A 17,430-nucleotide genomic window follows, 5' to 3' on the forward strand; every position below is an offset into this window, starting at 1 on the left:
CGAACGCGCCGGAAAGGGAAAACCCCCGGCTTATTGCTCAAAAAACACGTCTTGCACCGCCTGTTCAAGCGCCTCGCCATAGTTGGCGTTGCCGCGAATATTTTCAAGCAAATAAGACAGTTCATCGTGAAACTGTTCAAGCTCAAGCGTCCTCTCTCCACATCGAAGCCAGACCGGCTCCTTGGCGTCAAGCGCCGCCTTTAGCTCAGGCCACCACGGCTTCGGAATCATGACATATAGAAAGCGGTCATCGGTTTCCAAAATGTACGCAAACGCCAACGCATCCGAATCGACAAGCATATGGCGTTTCGGCGTTACGCGGGCAAGCGGAACCGGAGCATCATTGACATACAGCCAAAGCCGGCCGCCTTCCCGCTCCACCCGCTCGACGATCCATTTTTCGTTCATGTTTTCTCTCCTTCCGCATCAACCATCCGCCCTTTATTTTACCATATTCACCCTATACAGGCGAAATAATTGATATTCGCCGGAAAACAGCTGATAATAGAGGGAGACGACTATCCTGTCTGAAGGGGATTCACGATGCATCAAGAAATCGAAATCGAATTAAAAAACTTGTTAACGGCAGCGGAGTTTGCTGCCGTCCGCGCCGCCTTCCGCCTTGATGATGGCGCTTTCTTCCGCCAGGAAAACCATTACTTTGACACCCCGTCATTCGCCCTGAAAGAACGAGCGGCAGCGCTGCGCATCCGGGCGAAAGAGGGACGCCTGACCTTGACGCTGAAACAAACGCGGGCGGACGGGACCATTTTGGAAATCCATGAGCCGCTTTCGCTGTCTGAAGCGGAAGCGTTGCTTGCTGGTATAGCGGCGCCGCGCGGGGCGATCGCCGATTTGCTTGCAGAACTGGGCATCAACCCACACGAGGTGCGCTGCTTTGGCTCCCTTGTCACCGACCGAGCCGAATGGCCGCATGAAGGCGGCACGCTATGCCTTGACCATAACTGTTACTTGCAAAGCGAAGATTACGAACTTGAATATGAAGTGGATCACGTGGAAGCGGGTGAAAAGCGGTTTTTGCGCCTGCTTGAGGCGCTCGGCATCCCGCGCCGCCCGGCGCCAAACAAAATCGCCCGCTTTTACGCCCGCATGAAAGAAATGGAGGAAAGACGATGACCGTTTCGCCATTAAAGCTGCTCATCGAATGGCAGGCGCTCAATGCGTTCTCACCCGGACGCTCCAGCCTGTTGCCATCGCCGGTGCCATCCTTGTTTTCAAGCTTGCTTGCCGAATCTCTCAGCCGCGGTGAGGAATCTTCTGCCGAGGCGCCTCAAGCTGCCCTAAGCGGTCAGCCCCCGGCGCCCGCCGGCCATCGCAGCGCCCCGCTCGAACATGAAGCGGGTGCTGCAACCAACTCATCTTCTTCCATCGATGCTTTAATCGCGGCGGCAGCGGAAAAATACGATGTTGACCCGCAGCTCATCCGCGCCGTCATTCGCCATGAGTCAAATTTCCGTCCCGATGCGAAAAGCCCGGCTGGAGCGCTTGGACTCATGCAGCTCATGCCAAGCACGGCAAAAATGCTCGGCGTCAACAACCCGCTTGATCCGGCGCAAAACATCGACGGCGGCGTAAAATATTTGCGCCAGCTCCTTGACCGGTACAGCGGCAATATCACTCTCGCCTTAGCCGCCTACAACGCCGGGCCCGGGCACGTCGACCGCTATGGGGGCGTGCCGCCATTTGCCGAAACGCGGGCGTATGTCGAACGCGTGTTGAAAAGCTACCGCACATAAACGAGCGGCGCTCGAGTCACTTTGTTTGAGATCCATGCGTGCTGTTGATAAAATAGCAATCAAACGACAACGAATGATTTTCAAACAAAAGGAGCATCCGCGATGGGTGAACAATGGCAAACTCTTTATGAGGCGATCGGCGGAGAGGAGACGGTTGCGAAACTTGTCGAAGCATTTTACCGTCGCGTGGCCGCGCATCCGGACTTGCGGCCCATTTTCCCTGACGATTTGACGGAAACCGCCCGCAAGCAAAAACAGTTTTTAACACAATATTTAGGCGGCCCCCCTCTTTACACGGCAGAGCATGGACACCCCATGCTGAGGGCGCGCCATCTCCGCTTTGAAATCACGCCGAAGCGGGCGGAAGCGTGGCTTGCCTGCATGCGGGCAGCCATGGACGAAATCGGCTTGTCCGGGCCGGCGCGCGAACAGTTTTATCACCGGCTCGTACTCACCGCCCATCATATGGTCAATACCCCAGATCATCTGGACAGAAAGGAGCATACCCTTGAGTGAGAAGTTTGCTGGGAAGACGACATCAACTTGCTACCCTTCCCAGCCGCTAGGCAACACGAACAAACCGCTCGAGCTGTATTTGTTTATCGATCCTTTATGCCCGGAATGCTGGGGGCTTGAACCAGTCATCAAAAAACTGACGATCGAATACGGCCGTTTTTTTACCTTAAGGCACATATTGAGCGGAACATGGGCGACATGGAGCGCGCGCAAAGGAACGAAGCCGGAGGCAATGGCCAAAGCGTGGGAGTGGGCGGCGAACCGCACCGGCATGTCATGCGACGGCAGCGTTTGGCTCGAAAACCCGATTTCGAGCCCGTTCGCCCCATCGCTCGCCATTAAAGCGGCGGAAATGCAAGGAAAGCGGGCTGGCCTTCGCTTTTTGCGCAAGCTGCAAGAACAGCTCTTTCTCGAAAAACAAAATGTCGCCGATTTGTCGGTGCTCGCCGAATGCGCCGTCAAAGCGGGCTTGGATGTCGATGAATTTTTGCGCGACATGCACTCGCCGGGAGCGGCGAAAGCGTTCCAATGCGATTTAAAAATCACCTCGGAAATGGACGTTGACGAAATTCCGACGCTTGTGTTGTTTAATGAAAACATTGAAGACGAAGGCATTAAAATTTCCGGATGCTATCCGTACGACATCTACGTCGAATTGATCGCTGAAATGCTCGGCTTCCATCCTGAACCGTCCTCTCCTCCTCCGCTGGAATCATTTTTAAGCCATTTTAAATTCGTCGCCACAAAGGAAGTTGCCGTTGTGTACAACTGGACGATCCAAGAAGCGGAAACGGAAATGAAAAAGCTGCAGCTAAAGCAAAAAGTGGAGCGGGTGCCCGTCAAACACGGAACATTTTGGCGCTATATCGATGATTCCCGTCCCTAGCAGCAGGGATGGGCGCAAGAAAAAGCCCGGCTGACGCCGGGCTTTTTCTTGTTGCCAAGACAACAAAGGGGATGGGAGAAATTGTTCACGGTCAAACAAAGGGGTATCAGGTTTTGTCTTCCGTTCACGTTTTTATCTTACCAAACGTCCAACTAAATTGGCAACCCGTTTGCTCGTTTGTTCACATTATTGTCATAATTCGCCCTGCGTCATGATCAGGCAGACAAACAGCATATAATCAACTAGGCTCTTCACCAAAAGTTGTACTTGATTTTTTCTGAACATACCCTATTTACGCTTGTGAGGGAAAATCAACAAATCAGTGATTTTTGCACATCTTTGTGCAGGAAACCGTATTGCTTGTCAAATACATGTTGTGGTGAAGAGCCATCAACTAAAGCAAATGGGAAGAGGTGGCCATCGCCATGAAGCAGCGCATCGTCTTATCCCTTTGGGCGGCGGCATCCACTGCCGCCTTTATTCTGAACTTGTTGGGCCTCATGCAGCTCCTTCCGCTTTGGGCGACCATGCCGCTTTTGTTTCTCTCCTTGCTTGGATTGGCAGCGACATGGAACCGCCGCCATCAGTTTCGTGGATTTCCGTCCAAACGAATGCGGCTGTAGCGCCGCATTCGTTTCATTTCTCAAGCAGCCGTTCCATCTCATCAAGCTTCTCCGCAAACACTTGGCACGCTTGGCGGATCGGCTCGGCGCTCGTCATGTCGACGCCGGCTTTTTTCAACACTTCAATCGGGTAATCAGAGCTGCCGGCTTTCAAAAAGTCGATGTACCGTCTCACCGCCGGTTCGCCTTCTTCCAAAATTTGTTTACTGAGTGCAGTCGCCGCGCTGAAGCCGGTTGCGTATTGGTACACGTAGTAGTTGTAATAAAAATGCGGAATGCGCGCCCACTCGAGGCCGATTTCTTTGTCCACGACAATATCATCGCCAAAATACGTTTTATTTAAGTCGTAATAAAGGGCGCTCAACGTTTCGGCCGTCAACGCTTCGCCTTGTTGCGCCTTCAAATGGATCAAATGCTCAAACTCCGCGAACATCGTCTGGCGAAAAACCGTGCCGCGGAACCCCTCAAGATAATGGTTGAGCAAATAGAGCCGCTTTTTCTCATCATCGATCGTTCTCAGCAAGTAGTCGTTCAACAGCGCCTCATTGCACGTCGACGCCACTTCGGCGACGAAAATTGAATAATGCGCATATGGATACGGCTGCGTTTTGCGCGTATAGTAGCTGTGCACCGAATGGCCAAACTCATGCACAAGTGTAAACAAATTGTTCACATTGTCCTGCCAGTTGAGCAAAATGTACGGATGGGTGCCGTACGCTCCCGACGAATAGGCGCCGCTTCGCTTTCCTTTGTTTTCGCGCACATCGACCCAACGGTTGTCAAGACCTTCTTTCACGATCGCCACATATTCCTCGCCAAGCGGCGCGAGCCCTTCAAGCATATATTGCTTCGCTTCCTCGTACGTCACTTCCATTTTCACTTCTTGCACAAGCGGCGTGTACAAATCGTACATATGCAGCTCATCAAGCCCAAGCACTCGTTTGCGCAGCCGCACGTACCGATGCAACAGCGGCAAATGTTCGTGAATCGCGGCGATTAGATTGTCATAGACGCTCTCCGGAATGTTGTTCGCATCCAACGCCGCTTCTCGCGCCGAACGGTAGCGGCGGATGCGGGCGAAAAAGTTGTCTTTTTTCACCGTGCCGGCAAGCGTATTGGCGAACGTATTTTGAAACTTCTCATACGTATGGTATACGGCGTAAAACGCATCGCGGCGGACGCGGCGGTCCGTGCTTTCTAAAAAGCGGATGAACCGGCCGTGCGTGACTTCGACTTCCTCGCGGTTTTCATCGATGATCGTCGGAAACGTCAAATCAGCGTTGTTCAACGCGCTGAACGTGTCGGATGTCGCCTGCATCACCTCGGCTGCCTGCGCCAAGATCGCCTCCTCTTCTGCCGACAGCACGTGCGGGCGCTGGCGCGTAATTTCGTCTAACGCGTGCGCATACAAGCGAAGCGGCTCGTATTGTTCCAAAAACGAGCGCAGCACCGCTTCATCGATCGCCAAAATTTCCGGCACGATAAACGCCATCGCGCTCGATGCTTCGCTGTACAAGCTTTTCGCCCGGGCGTCGAGCCCTTGGTAAAACGAGTTGGTCGTATCTTGATCATAGCGCATATGGGCGTATGTATACAGCTTGCCGAGGCGCATCGATACGTCATCTTGGCATTGCAATGCTTCATACAGCACTTCCGGCGATTCGCCAAGCCGCCCTTTGTATTCGCCAAGCTTTGGAATCATTGCCTTCACTTGTTTGAATTCTTCTTCCCAGGCGTCATCGGTGGGAAAAATGTCCTCAAGCCGCCACGTTTCTTCCACAGGAATCTCGCTTCGCAGCGGCAGCGACTTTTTCGCTTTCTTTTCCTCCACCGTCATCATTCCTCCTTATACAAATAATCGATACACGAATTATTATTCACCATTCCGTTCATCTTTTCCTGTTTTCCGCTCATTTTTTCCACTCTCCCGAACTCAAGTGTTGACCAATAGCAGCTAAGCGCCGACGTTTGGTGAATTTGCTCAAGAAGCGCAGCATCTTGATGAATCATCTGATCGACGGTCGACGGAAACGACAGCGGCTTCACCAAATGAAGCTGGTCGCCCTCTTCGCGGCGGAGATAGCCGAGCAGGCTCAACCAATGCAAATACTCGCCGACGGCCTCACGATACGTATCCCGGCCGACAAGCGGCAGCCGGCGCGGAACGAGGCGGCCGGTGCGGATTTTGTCGTCGAGCCACTGAAATAAAGATACTGCCGTTGCCGGCCGTCCGGTCTTTCCAAGAAGAAACAAAAGGACATACGTTTGCCAAATGAACGGCGCCGTCTCCCATAAATACCCCCGCGGCACTGGCCAGCCTGCTTCGGTCGGAAACAGTGACGGAACGATGCCCGCCTGGTAAAAATCAGCACAAATGCGGCGCACGGTTTGGTTCGGATAAAGCGGAAACGTCCGCCGCCATTGTTTTTTTCGTTCGAGCCATCGCTCCCAAAACTCGGATGGAAGCGGCAGCGGGCAGGGGGCCATCCAATCGGGGAACGAAAACGACGAAAGCGGAATCGAATCGACCGCGGCCAATGTTCGCTGCACCGATAGCGGCAACGGGCGAAAAAGACGGATAAAGCGTTTCGTCTCTGGACTGTAGTACCATATATGTGGAACGACTGAATGTGGAGCGCGATGGGCAAACAACCATTGAAACCGGGAGAGCTGCACTTCCCCCGAATATTTTGGCGAACGCCGCAAATGATGGGCTCCTAACACCCACAACGGGCGGATGCCAAGGAGACGGTAGCCGTCATTGCGTTCGCGAAACAGCGATTCATCGATCGTGGAACATTGGTATTCGAGGGCATAAAGGTGTGGGCCATGGCGGAACAATACGTCAGGACGCTGCTTGATGGCGGGCAAATACGGCTCGAGCTTCGCCTCCATGCCTTGGCGAATGAGCCACGCGAACAAGTCTCGCTTCCCAGTTAAGTGACGCTCCGACTCCGGTTCGTGCTCGACCGGGCAGGCCGCCCCTTTTCGATGGGCGAAATGCGGCAAACGGTAGCGGCCCGACCGGAGCACCACTTCTTGACGGCACGCGGGACAAAAAAACGGTTCCTGTCGTTTCAGGCGCATCAGCCCCTCTCGTTCCCATCTTTCCGCCCCGGCAAGCGAAACCGTCCTGCCATCAGCGGCGAGAGCGACAAACAACATGATCACTTCCTTTCCAGTAAAAAATAGTTGTCCGTGAGCGGGAACAGCTGGAATTGTTCTCTGCTGCCCCCCTTCACCGTTCGGTTCTTCCCTTTTATTCGTTGACCATCGCCGGTTTTCCTGCCCAAAGCCAAACTGCGTCGAAAAAAGTCCGCCGATTCGGCGGACTGGCGTTTACAAGCGGTTGGTTACAACAGAGGCGACAACAGCCGGGAGACCGATTCAGCGATACGCACCCGGAACGGGCGCTGTTGAAACTGTTCGTAGTCGATCATGGAAGCGTGGCGAAAATCTTCCAAAAAGTCGCGGACGAGTTTATGAATGCTGTCGGTATAATACAAAAAGGCGTTCACTTCAAAGTTTAAATGGAAACTGCGCATATCCATGTTCGCCGTGCCGATCGAGGCGAGCTCGCCATCGACGACGATGACTTTGCTGTGCAAAAACCCTTTCTCATACTCGTAAATTTTCACCCCAGCCTCGAGCAGCTCGGGAAAATACGAGCGCGAAGCGTAAAAGACAATTTTTTTATCCGGACGCTTTGGCGCCAGCAGGCGAACATCGATGCCGCTTAACGCCGCCACTTTGAGCGCCGTCAAAATGTCTTCATCCGGCACAAAGTACGGCGAGGCAACCCAAATCGACCGTTTGGCCGACGTAATCATGGCAAAATACAGCTGTTTGATCACTTCCCACTTTTGGTCCGGACCGCCGGCAATGAGCTGCACCCCGCCTTGCCCTTCCTCGACGATGAGCGGCGGCGACAAATAGTCCGGCGTCAACAAGCGTTCTCCCGTCATGTAATACCAATCTTGCAAAAAAATGAGCTGGAGCGTCCGGACGGCTTCACCGCGGATCAATAAGTGCGTATCGCGCCAAAATCCGAAATATTTGTTTTTTCCTAAATACTCATCTCCGATGTTCAGCCCGCCGACAAAGCCGACGCCTCCATCGATGACAATGATCTTTCGGTGATTGCGGAAATTGATTTGGTTGCTTAAAAACGGGAGGCGCACTGGTGAAAACGGGATCATCTCGACTCCAGCCGCGCGCAGCTCCTCGATATAGGCGTTTGACAACTTCCAACTTCCAACGGCGTCGTACAAAAAACGGACGCGCACACCTTGACGCGCTTTTTCCATCAAGACGCGCTTCAACTGTTGGCCGATTTCATCATGACGGACAATATAATATTCTAAATGAATATGGTGTTCCGCTTTTTCCAGTTCAGCAAAAATAGAAGAAAATGTCTCCTCTCCGTTCGTCAACACCGCCGTCTGCGAAGCAAGTGAAACCGGATGCTGGCCGATGCGATAAGCAAGGCGCAAAAGCGGACGCTGATGGGGCGCCATCGGCAGCCGCTCGACGGCAATCGGCGACGGCTCTTGAAACTTGAGCAGCACCGCCTCATCAAAATCGGCTTTCTTTTTATAGCGCCGTTGTTGCCAATAGTTGCGTCCGAACAATAAATAAAACAAAAAGCCGACAATCGGAAAGCTCCCCAGCACCGCCAGCCAAGCGATCGTCTGCGCCGGCTTTCGATTCTCAAGAGAAATGACCAGCGCAATAAAGATGACGGAACAAGACATCAATACGCTGAAAAGACCAAGCAGCTTCCCTTCCCAAAACCCGTTCGTCAATGCCAGCAACGCGCCGACAATGACGACGAGAATCGCCACTCTCGATGTGTTTCGCAACAAAACCCCTCCACCCGGCTCTTCATGATGGCCGTTTTTCTTCCGCTAACGTAGAAAACGCCGATTTCTGGCGGCGAAATCGGCGGAATGGAAACATTATAAGGCTGGAAAATACGTTTTGATCGTTTCGAGTGCATTGTCGCCCATAATTTCAGTCCCGTATTCTTCAAGTCGATAAATCGTCAGCTGGGAATCGCTTCCGTATTCCAACAGAAGGCTGAGCATATTGTCCACTTCCTGCTCGGTGTAGCGCTCGTCAAACTCCACGAACAAGTAATAGCGGCCTTCAAATTGGAACAGGCGATTCGACAACCGAGAGAAGTCAGCGCGATGGGCCAAGGAAATGACATCCTCGATATCCTTGAACGAAAGGATGAATTGAAGGACATCTTGCTCTTCTCTCTCCTCGGCGTCCCCGTTTTGACCAAAGTGGAAATGGTGGCCGAACAGCGATTCCACCTTTTCACCAGCTGACAGCGAAAACTCGCGCCATTTCTCTTCTGGAAGCGGCAGCTCGAGCTTGCTTCCGTCTTTGGACAACTGCGCTTTCGTCACGACGACTTCAAGCCCTTTTTCGAGCGCCTGCACTTGGATCCAAAGCGGGCCATCGAGCGAAAAATCGCTTTCCCCGTGAACTTCATCCATCATTTCCCAAAATAATTCTTCGCTTCGTTCCCGATTGTACCAAATTTCCTCGCGGTCAAAGCCGCGCTCCTCTATATCAACATAGGAAATGTAGAACTTCACCGTATGTTCATTGATGCGTTCGATTTCCATTTCTCAACTCTCCCTTCTAAAACAGAGAAATAAAAAAGGAAGGGATTGTGCCCCTGAAACTATTTAAATCAAAACTTATGATCTTGTACTTTTATTTTATGATAAAAAGCGAAAGAAGGGAAATAAAAAAACGCATTTTTAAAAATTGGTTATGAAACCGGCCATGCCCTACTATAATGATGATGAACACGGACGGAATGAGGGACGCCTATGGTGGATGAATACATCGTTTCCATCTTGCTGATTATCGGCATTGATGTCATTCTTGGCGGGGACAATGCGGTTGTCATTGCGCTGGCAAGCCGCAACTTGCCGGAACAAAAGCGGAATGTGGCCATCATTGTCGGCACCGCGCTGGCGATCGCTGTTCGCATTGTCTTGACGGTGGCCGTCGTTTGGCTGTTGACGATTCCGTTCTTGCAGCTCGCTGGAGGCGTCGTCCTCTTTTGGATCGCCTTGAAACTGATCGGGCAAAAAGACGAAAAACCGACTATGATCAAAGCCGAACCGTCGCTTTGGAAAGCCATCCAGACGATCGTCGCCGCCGATGTCGCCATGGGTCTTGACAACGTCATCGCCATCGCTGGAGCGGCTCAAGGCCATATCGGACTTGTTGTGTTCGGTTTTCTCTGTTCCGTTCCTATCATCATTTTAGGCAGCAAAATCATCCTTTATGCCATGGAACGGTTCCCGATTCTCATTTATGCCGGCGGCGCCCTCTTGGCGTACACCGCTGGAAAGATGATCGCTGCCGAAGAGCGGTTGCGCCCGTTTTACCCCCCGAATGGGGAGGCGCTGTTTCCAATGGCGGCGGCCGTTCTTGCCGTTTTGCTCGGCTTGGCGGCCCACCGCCGGTCGCGCGCCGCATAAAGCAAATGATAAAAAACTTCTACATGGCAGACCATGTAGAAGTTTTTTTATTACCCGTTCACCAGCCGCTGCGCTTCACGAAGCTGATACGCCCGCACTTTGCGCGGCAGAAAGCGGCGGATTTCATCTTCGTTGTAGCCGACTTGAAGCCGCTTTTCATCAATGATGATCGGCCGGCGCAAAATGCCTGGGTTTTTTTGAATGAGTTCGTACAAATCTTGCAGCGGCAGAGCTTCCAAGTTAATGTTCAGCTTTTGGAACACTTTCGAACGGGTCGAAATGATCTCATCCGTTCCCGTTTCCGTCATCCGCAAAATCTCTTTAATCTCCTCGACCGTGAGCGGCTCGGAGAAAATATTGCGCTCGACATAAGGAATATTGTGCTTCTCGAGCCACGCCTTCGCCTTCCGGCATGACGTGCAGCTCGGTGATGTGTATAGCTTGACCACTTCGATCACTCCTTTTGACAAGGAATCCCTTGCTTCCCTCGTCCGTCAGACGACAGACGTGCACCGCTATGCCGGTTTGACGTCTGACAGCATAGCGACACGGCCTGGACGCCAGTCTGGCGATCAGCCGCTTTGCCAATCGTTTGCAAATTGAAATGACTTTAACATGATATATTATACAATACATCGGCCAAGAAAGATATAGTTTTTCGATGATAAATGCAATTTTCTTTCTTTCCTCTTCCAAAGTGAAGGCAAATCCTCTACAATCAAAGTAGAAAAGGAAAAGGGAGGAAGAACCGATGGCCGGCTATTTCATCGACTTTGCCATTGCTTCGGCATTGATCGTCGTCCTCACCGCATTGATGGGGAACATCAGCAACACGATCGGAGAGCGGATGTTCGGCCGAAACAAAAGTGGAAAGCATGTCGAGGCCTCCCGCCGCATCCAACAAGGATGGAAAGTCGTCGGGGGAAAAAAATAACGCGCCAAAACAGGCGCATAGGTGGGTGCCGCCTCTTTCGCCGTTCGCACCATGCGGCGGTGAAAGAGCGGCGCTTTTTTCGATTCGGCTAGGCATACATCGCCCGATACCGCTTATATTCTTCCTCTGAACAAAGCACAAAATGGCCAGGCGTAATTTCACGGAATTCAAGTTCCTCTCCATCTTTGTAGCCATGTTGCGCCGGGTCGTAAACGATCCGCTTGCGCGTCCGCTCCGTTTCCGGATCAGGAAGCGGAATGGCCGACAAGAGCGCCTTCGTGTATGGGTGGATCGGATTGCGGTACAGCTCTTCCGATTCAGCGAGCTCGACCATTTTCCCGAAATACATGACGCCGATCCGGTCGCTGATGTATTTGACCATCGACAAGTCATGGGCAATAAACAAGTACGTCAACCCTTTTTCACGCTGCAGGCGCTTCAATAAGTTCACGACTTGCGCCTGAATGGAAACGTCAAGCGCCGAAATCGGCTCATCGGCGATGATGAATTCCGGCTCGACGGCAAGCGCCCGGGCGATGCCGATCCGCTGGCGCTGACCGCCGGAAAACTCATGCGGGTAGCGGCTGGCATGCTCGCGGTTCAAGCCAACCGTCTCAAGCAATTCATACACGCGTTGCATCCGTTCTTCTTTCGTTTTCGCCAGCCCATGGATGTCGATGCCCTCAGCGATAATATCCGCGACCGTCATCCGCGGATTCAACGACGCATACGGATCTTGGAAAATCATCTGCATTTTCCGATTTAACTCTTTCAGCTCTTTTTTTGATTTTTTGCCGTGCACATTGACGCCGTTAAACAGCACTTCTCCTTCCGTCGCTTCGTACAGCCGGATGATCGTCCGCCCCGTTGTCGACTTGCCGCAGCCCGACTCGCCGACAAGGCCGAACGTTTCACCTTTATAAATGTCAAAGGTGACGCCGTCGACTGCTTTCACCACCTGACCGCGTCCAGCTGGGAAATACTGTTTCAAATTTTTGACCTCAAGCAGCTTTTGTCTAGCCACGCGGTTTTCCTCCTTTCCGGGCGACGATGTCAGCAAACCGTTTCATCCGTTCACGCACGATAGCCGGCGGTTCCACTTTCGGCGCCATTTCATGCAACAGCCATGTCGCCGCATAGTGCGTATCAGACACTTGGAACATCGGCGGCTCGAGCTCATAGTCAATTTTGAGCGCATACGGATTGCGCGGCGCAAACGCATCGCCTTTTGGCGGATTTAACAAATCCGGCGGCGAACCCGGAATCGAATACAGCTCCGTATCTTTATGATCAAGGCTCGGCATCGAGGCCAGCAATCCCCACGTGTACGGATGTTTCGGATTGTAAAAAATTTCATCCACCGTGCCGATCTCCACGATTTTCCCGGCATACATCACGGCCACTCGGTCGGCCATGTTGGCGACGACCCCTAAATCATGGGTGATGAAAATAATCGACATGCCGAGCTTTTTCTGAATGTCTTTCATCAACTCCAAAATTTGCGCCTGAATCGTCACATCAAGCGCTGTCGTCGGTTCATCGGCGATCAAAATTTTCGGATTGCACGCCAAGGCGATGGCGATGACAACACGCTGGCGCATCCCGCCGGAAAATTGGTGCGGGTATTGCTTCATGCGCAGCTCGGCGTTTTTAATGCCGACCAGCTGCAATAGTTCAATCGCCCGTTTGCGCGCTTCATCTTTCGACAGCTTTTGATGCTTTAAAATCGCTTCCATAATTTGTTTCCCAATCGTCATCGTCGGATTGAGCGACGTCATCGGATCTTGGAAAATCATTGAAATTTCCGCACCGCGGATCGATTGCATCTCTTTCTCCGACAGCTTGGTCAAGTCTTTGCCTTCAAATAAAATTTCCCCTTGCTTAATCCGGCTCGGCGGTGTCGGCAACAGGCGCATCAACGCTTTTGAAGTCACTGATTTCCCAGACCCTGACTCGCCGACGATCGCCAGCGTTTCTCCCTTATACAAGTCGAACGTGACGCCGCGAACCGCCTGCACTTCACCGGCGTGGATGTCAAAGGAAATATGCAAATCGTTCACCTGCAAAATTTTCTCCATCGGTTTCACCCCTTCCGTCGGTTATTTGCGCATTTTCGGGTCGAGCGCATCGCGCAGCCCGTCGGCCACTAAGTTAAAGCTTAAAATGAGCAAGCTGATGACAATCGATGGGATAATAATCAAATGCGGATATGTCTGAATCGACTTAAATCCCTCGCTGACGAGCGAACCGAGCGACGCTTCCGGCGGACGGATGCCAAGACCGATAAAACTTAAAAACGCCTCGGTAAAAATCGCCGTAGGAATCGTAAACATGGTCGTAATAATGATCGGCCCCATCACGTTCGGGATTAAATGTTTAAAAATAAGCCGTGAATTAGACGCCCCGAGCGTCCGTGCGGCCAGCACATATTCCATATTTTTTAGCTTCAATATTTGCCCGCGGACAATGCGCGCCATCGTCGTCCAGCCGGTGATGACCATCGCCAGCGTGATCGAAATAATCCCCGGCTCAAAAATTAAGATAAATAAAATGACGACGATCAAATACGGAATCCCGTTTAAAATTTCGATGATCCGCTGCATCACATTGTCGACCCGGCCGCCATAATAGCCGGAAATGCCGCCATAGGCAATGCCGATGAACAAATCGATCAACGCGGCCAACAAACCGATGTACAGCGAGATGCGCGTGCCATACCATGTTCTCACCCACAGGTCGCGGCCTAAATCGTCGGTGCCAAACCAATAGTACTCTTTCACGCCGCGCTGTTTATATACATCAACGCCATTGGCGTCCTTCCCGTCTAAATTCAGCCAGCTAATATGCTCCAACACCGGAACTTTGGGCGGCAGTTTCGCATGGCTTAAGTTTTGCTCTTTATAGGAACGTTCACTTGCCATTGGGGCAAAAATCGCCAATAACGCTAAAATGATAATCATGGTCAGCCCGGCAATCGCCGCTTTGTTTTCGCGCAGGCGAAGCCAAGCGTCATGCCAAAACGTCAAACTTGGGCGGCTGATTTTTTCCTGCTCGCCGACGTTCGGCGGGGCGGGCTGAAACCATTCCGGTGAAAGCTGGTCGTATTGTTGTTTCGCCATCATTTTTTCCCTCCCGCTAAACGAATGCGTGGGTCGACAATCCCATAGAGAATATCAACGATAAAAATGACAAAAATCAATAACGCCGAATAAAACAACGTAGTGCCCATAATGACAGGGTAGTCGTTCAGCTCGATCGAACGGACAAACTGCTCGCCGAGACCGGGAACGGCAAAAATTTTCTCGATGACGAGCGTTCCCGTCATTAAGTTGACCGCCATCGGTCCGAGAATTGTGATAACTGGAATGAGCGAGTTGCGGATCGCATGCTTGATGATGACCCCCGCATTGCTAATCCCTTTCGCGCGGGCTGTTAAAATATAATCGGATGACAGCACCTCAAGCATTTCCGTACGCATAAAGCGGGCGGTGTTGGCAATGACGCCGACAGACAGCGCCAACGTCGGCATAATCGTATACTTAAACCCTTCCCAAAACGCGACCGGCAGCCATTGCAGTTTAACACCGATGAAATACTGCAGAAATCCGGCCAACACGAACGACGGAACGGAAATCCCGATGACTGCAATGACCGTGGCTGTATAATCTCCCCAACTGTTATGGCGAATAGCCGCCAAAATGCCGAGCACTAAACCGACGAGCGTGCCCAAGACGATCGCCTGGAACCCAAGCTGGGCCGACGGGCCGATCCGGTCGCCGATCAACTCTGTTACCGGCCGGTTGTCATACTGGAACGAAACACCCAAATCTCCTTTTAACAAGTTGCCTAAATATTGAACGTATTGGACAGGCACTGGTTTGTCGAGCCCATATTCTTTCAAAATGATGGCTCGCTGCTCTGGGGTCAATTTTTCTTGGTTTTGCAGCGGCGAACCGGGCAACAGCTTCATCAAAAAGAACGTCACGGTCGCAATAATAAACAGCGTAATCACCATATATACGAGCCGCTGAATCGTATACCGCGCCATGGCTGCACCTCCTCTGTTTATTTCCTGTTTAATACCAATGGTATTTCAATCTTCAAGTTTTTTCGACATTTTTCGCCTTGGCAGGCAAAAGGAGAGTATATGCCCTTGCATATACTCTCCTCCGCACCTCCTAGAGAACGGTTACTCGATATACGCCCATTTATAGCTATAATCTCCACCAAATGAATGAATAACAATGTCTTTTACGTATTCACGTTGCAAATACGCACGGCCGCGTTGATACAGCGGAGCAATTGGCATTTCTTCAAAGAGGATTTTTTCTGCTTTCAACATTGCGTCCCAACGGGCTTGCAAGTCGCCAAGCAGCGTCGTTTTCGCATCTTTAATCAGCTTGTCATATTCAGCATTCGACCAGCCCGTTTGGTTGTGCGGGTTATTTGTCGTCCACAGATCAAGGAACGTCATCGGGTCTTGATAGTCCGGACCCCAGCCAGAGAAGGATAGTTCATACTGCATATTGCTTTCTAGCTCAAGTTTTTGTTTGAACGGCTGTTGTTTAATGTTGACCGTAAGGCCAGGCAAGTTCTTTTCAAGCTGTTCTTTTAAGTATTCGCCGACTTTCTTCGCGACGTCGTCGTCATAGTTTAACAATTCAATAGTGAATTTATCTTTGCCAAGCTCTTTTTTCGCTTGCTCCCACAATTTTTTCGCTTCGTCCACATTGTACGACACTAAATCGCCGTTAGCGTCACGGAAGTCTTTGCCGTCCGGACCGGTGACGAAGTCTTTCGGAACCGCATAGTTGGCCACAACCGAGCCGTTGTTGAACAACGTGTTCACCATCGCCTCTTTATCGATAGCCATCGCGATCGCTTTGCGAGCGTTGACGTTGTTCAACGGTTCTTTCTTCGTGTTCATGCGCAGCCAGAAAATCGATGGTTCAAGATACGTGTGGAAATTTTTGTCGTTTTTATATTTATCAACAAACTCCGCACTTAGGATAACGCGATCCGCTTTTTTCGTGTCGTAAAGGTTTACCATTGTTGCGGTCTCTTTTACGACTTTGACGTTGATTTTTTCCAGCTTGACCGTATCTTTATCCCAGTAGTTCGGGTTTTTCGCATACGTCCAGCCTTGCTCATGCTTCCATTCGCTTAAGACGAACGGGCCGTTGTACAGCGTCGTATTGGCTTCCAAACCGTATTTGTCGCCTTGGGCTTTAACGAATTTTTCGTTTTGCGGCATGAACGTACCGAATACCGTCAAGCTGATGAAATACGGAATCGGGTTTTCAAGCTCGACTTGGAGCGTGTAATTATCGAGAGCTTTGACGCCGAGCTGGTCAACTGGCAATTTGCCCGTATTGACTGCTGCAGCATTTTTAATGTCGTACATAATGTACGCATACTCCGCTTTCGTTTTCGGGTCAAGCACTCGTCTCCATGCGAACACGAAGTCGTGCGCCGTCACCGGATCGCCGTTTGACCATTTCGCATCTTGACGAAGCTTAAACGTATACGTTTTGCCGTCTTCGCTTACCGTGTAGCTTTCCGCTACCCCTGGCACAGGCTTATTGTCTTTCCCTAAACGGTAAAGACCTTCCATGACGTTGTTCAAAACGATGAACGATACTTGGTCCGTAGCGAGCGCCGGATCAAGCGATGGAATCTCTGATGTTTCAAGCAAGTTCAGCACCTGCTCCTTTTTCTCCGCCGGCTTTTCGCCGCCCTGGCCGCCTTGGGCGTTGTCGTTGTCCTTGCCCCCGCCGCAAGCCGCGAGGAACGTTGACAGCGCGAGAAGCAGGACGAGGAAGAAAGAAAATCGCTTCTTCACTAAAAAACCCCCCTTAGGTTTATGTAGTGTATTACAAATCTTCTGAACCATTTGATTTCAGAAGATTGTACTTACATCGCTTATTATATCCTGTGTTAGTATATTTGAAAAGGATTTTTTTATTTTCTTAAATAAAAAAATTTCAAACTACTTATAAGTGGGATGAGGATCAGCTTGCATTTCCATCCGTGTTGTGCTGACTTTTGTCACCATTGCAAATAAAAAATTTCTGCCTACAAAAAAGAAAGCGCTTACAATATAATTTTTTTGCCCTTTCTCTCAGCTGCGAAGCAAATCTCTCCTGAACTTCCAGATTTCTTCTATATTTTTAATATAATTTTGTTAATAATTTTGACAATCTTC

At 51.1% G+C, this 17,430-nt stretch carries 18 protein-coding genes; 7 read left to right on the forward strand and 11 right to left on the reverse strand.

The annotated features are described in order from the left end of the window. Positions 1-30: 30 nt before the first annotated feature. Entirely contained in the window at positions 31-408 is a 378-nt protein-coding gene (locus tag ACVBDQ_RS04395; RefSeq protein ID WP_011230329.1) for a UPF0738 family protein, read from the reverse strand. Between the two features lie 135 nt (positions 409-543). Here ACVBDQ_RS04395 and ACVBDQ_RS04400 point away from each other — a divergent pair, with 135 nt between their 5' ends. From ACVBDQ_RS04400 to ACVBDQ_RS04420, 5 genes are all read left to right on the forward strand, one after another. Next, a complete protein-coding gene (locus tag ACVBDQ_RS04400) occupies positions 544-1,137 on the forward strand; it encodes a CYTH domain-containing protein (RefSeq protein ID WP_011230328.1) in 594 nt (197 codons plus the stop codon). Then, positions 1,134-1,757: a lytic transglycosylase domain-containing protein gene (locus tag ACVBDQ_RS04405; protein WP_011230327.1), complete on the forward strand. Its 624-nt coding sequence runs from the start codon at positions 1,134-1,136 to the stop codon at positions 1,755-1,757. The genes ACVBDQ_RS04400 and ACVBDQ_RS04405 overlap by 4 nt, the downstream gene beginning before the upstream one ends. A 102-nt stretch (positions 1,758-1,859) precedes the next feature. Continuing rightward, the gene (locus tag ACVBDQ_RS04410) at positions 1,860-2,273 is read left to right on the forward strand and encodes a globin domain-containing protein (protein ID WP_011230326.1); all 414 of its coding nucleotides are present in this window, start codon (positions 1,860-1,862) and stop codon (positions 2,271-2,273) included. Next, positions 2,266-3,159, forward strand: coding sequence for a ClpXP adapter protein SpxH (spxH, locus tag ACVBDQ_RS04415; RefSeq protein WP_011230325.1), 894 nt, complete (start codon positions 2,266-2,268; stop codon positions 3,157-3,159). The genes ACVBDQ_RS04410 and spxH overlap by 8 nt, the downstream gene beginning before the upstream one ends. A 425-nt stretch (positions 3,160-3,584) precedes the next feature. After that, positions 3,585-3,782 carry a hypothetical protein gene (locus ACVBDQ_RS04420; protein WP_011230324.1) on the forward strand — a complete coding sequence of 66 codons (198 nt, stop codon included), beginning with the start codon at positions 3,585-3,587 and terminating at the stop codon, positions 3,780-3,782. Positions 3,783-3,795: 13 nt separating this feature from the next. Here ACVBDQ_RS04420 and pepF read toward each other — a convergent pair whose 3' ends face one another. The 4 genes from pepF to mecA form a co-directional block, all read right to left on the reverse strand. Continuing rightward, complete coding sequence (gene pepF, locus ACVBDQ_RS04425) at positions 3,796-5,619, reverse strand: oligoendopeptidase F (RefSeq protein ID WP_446663056.1); 1,824 nt, start codon at positions 5,617-5,619, stop codon at positions 3,796-3,798. Continuing rightward, a complete protein-coding gene (locus tag ACVBDQ_RS04430; RefSeq protein ID WP_307895649.1) occupies positions 5,619-6,947 on the reverse strand; it encodes a competence protein CoiA in 1,329 nt (442 codons plus the stop codon). Before ACVBDQ_RS04430 ends, pepF begins: the two co-directional genes overlap by 1 nt. 188 nt (positions 6,948-7,135) lie before the next feature. Continuing rightward, positions 7,136-8,644, reverse strand: coding sequence for a cardiolipin synthase (gene cls, locus ACVBDQ_RS04435; protein ID WP_011230321.1), 1,509 nt, complete (start codon positions 8,642-8,644; stop codon positions 7,136-7,138). Between the two features lie 96 nt (positions 8,645-8,740). Beyond that, positions 8,741-9,421, reverse strand: a complete 681-nt coding sequence (gene mecA / locus ACVBDQ_RS04440) for an adaptor protein MecA (protein ID WP_011230320.1) — start codon at positions 9,419-9,421, stop codon at positions 8,741-8,743. Positions 9,422-9,631: 210 nt separating this feature from the next. On the opposite strand from mecA, the gene ACVBDQ_RS04445 reads away from it, so the two are divergent. After that, positions 9,632-10,291, forward strand: coding sequence for a TerC family protein (locus ACVBDQ_RS04445; RefSeq protein ID WP_014195176.1), 660 nt, complete (start codon positions 9,632-9,634; stop codon positions 10,289-10,291). Between the two features lie 50 nt (positions 10,292-10,341). Here the strand turns inward: ACVBDQ_RS04445 and spxA are convergent, their stop codons facing one another. Then, positions 10,342-10,740, reverse strand: a complete 399-nt coding sequence (spxA, locus tag ACVBDQ_RS04450; RefSeq protein ID WP_011230318.1) for a transcriptional regulator SpxA — start codon at positions 10,738-10,740, stop codon at positions 10,342-10,344. A 302-nt stretch (positions 10,741-11,042) separates the two neighbouring features. On the opposite strand from spxA, the gene ACVBDQ_RS04455 reads away from it, so the two are divergent. After that, positions 11,043-11,225, forward strand: a complete 183-nt coding sequence (locus ACVBDQ_RS04455) for a hypothetical protein (RefSeq protein ID WP_011230317.1) — start codon at positions 11,043-11,045, stop codon at positions 11,223-11,225. 88 nt (positions 11,226-11,313) lie between these two features. Here the strand turns inward: ACVBDQ_RS04455 and ACVBDQ_RS04460 are convergent, their stop codons facing one another. From ACVBDQ_RS04460 to ACVBDQ_RS04480, 5 genes are all read right to left on the reverse strand, one after another. Then, a complete protein-coding gene (locus ACVBDQ_RS04460) occupies positions 11,314-12,249 on the reverse strand; it encodes an ABC transporter ATP-binding protein (RefSeq protein ID WP_020278701.1) in 936 nt (311 codons plus the stop codon). Then, on the reverse strand, positions 12,242-13,303 hold the full coding sequence (locus ACVBDQ_RS04465; protein WP_014195173.1) for an ABC transporter ATP-binding protein: 1,062 nt from the start codon (positions 13,301-13,303) through the stop codon (positions 12,242-12,244). The genes ACVBDQ_RS04460 and ACVBDQ_RS04465 overlap by 8 nt, the downstream gene beginning before the upstream one ends. Before the next feature lie 21 nt (positions 13,304-13,324). Continuing rightward, positions 13,325-14,347: an oligopeptide ABC transporter permease gene (opp3C, locus tag ACVBDQ_RS04470; RefSeq protein ID WP_014195172.1), complete on the reverse strand. Its 1,023-nt coding sequence runs from the start codon at positions 14,345-14,347 to the stop codon at positions 13,325-13,327. Next, positions 14,344-15,273: an oligopeptide ABC transporter permease gene (gene opp3b, locus ACVBDQ_RS04475; RefSeq protein ID WP_014195171.1), complete on the reverse strand. Its 930-nt coding sequence runs from the start codon at positions 15,271-15,273 to the stop codon at positions 14,344-14,346. The genes opp3C and opp3b overlap by 4 nt, the downstream gene beginning before the upstream one ends. Positions 15,274-15,414: 141 nt before the next feature. Beyond that, positions 15,415-17,067 carry a peptide ABC transporter substrate-binding protein gene (locus ACVBDQ_RS04480; protein ID WP_023633989.1) on the reverse strand — a complete coding sequence of 551 codons (1,653 nt, stop codon included), beginning with the start codon at positions 17,065-17,067 and terminating at the stop codon, positions 15,415-15,417. Between the last annotated feature and the right edge of the window lie 363 nt (positions 17,068-17,430).

The organism is Geobacillus sp. CCR (assembly GCF_052906625.1).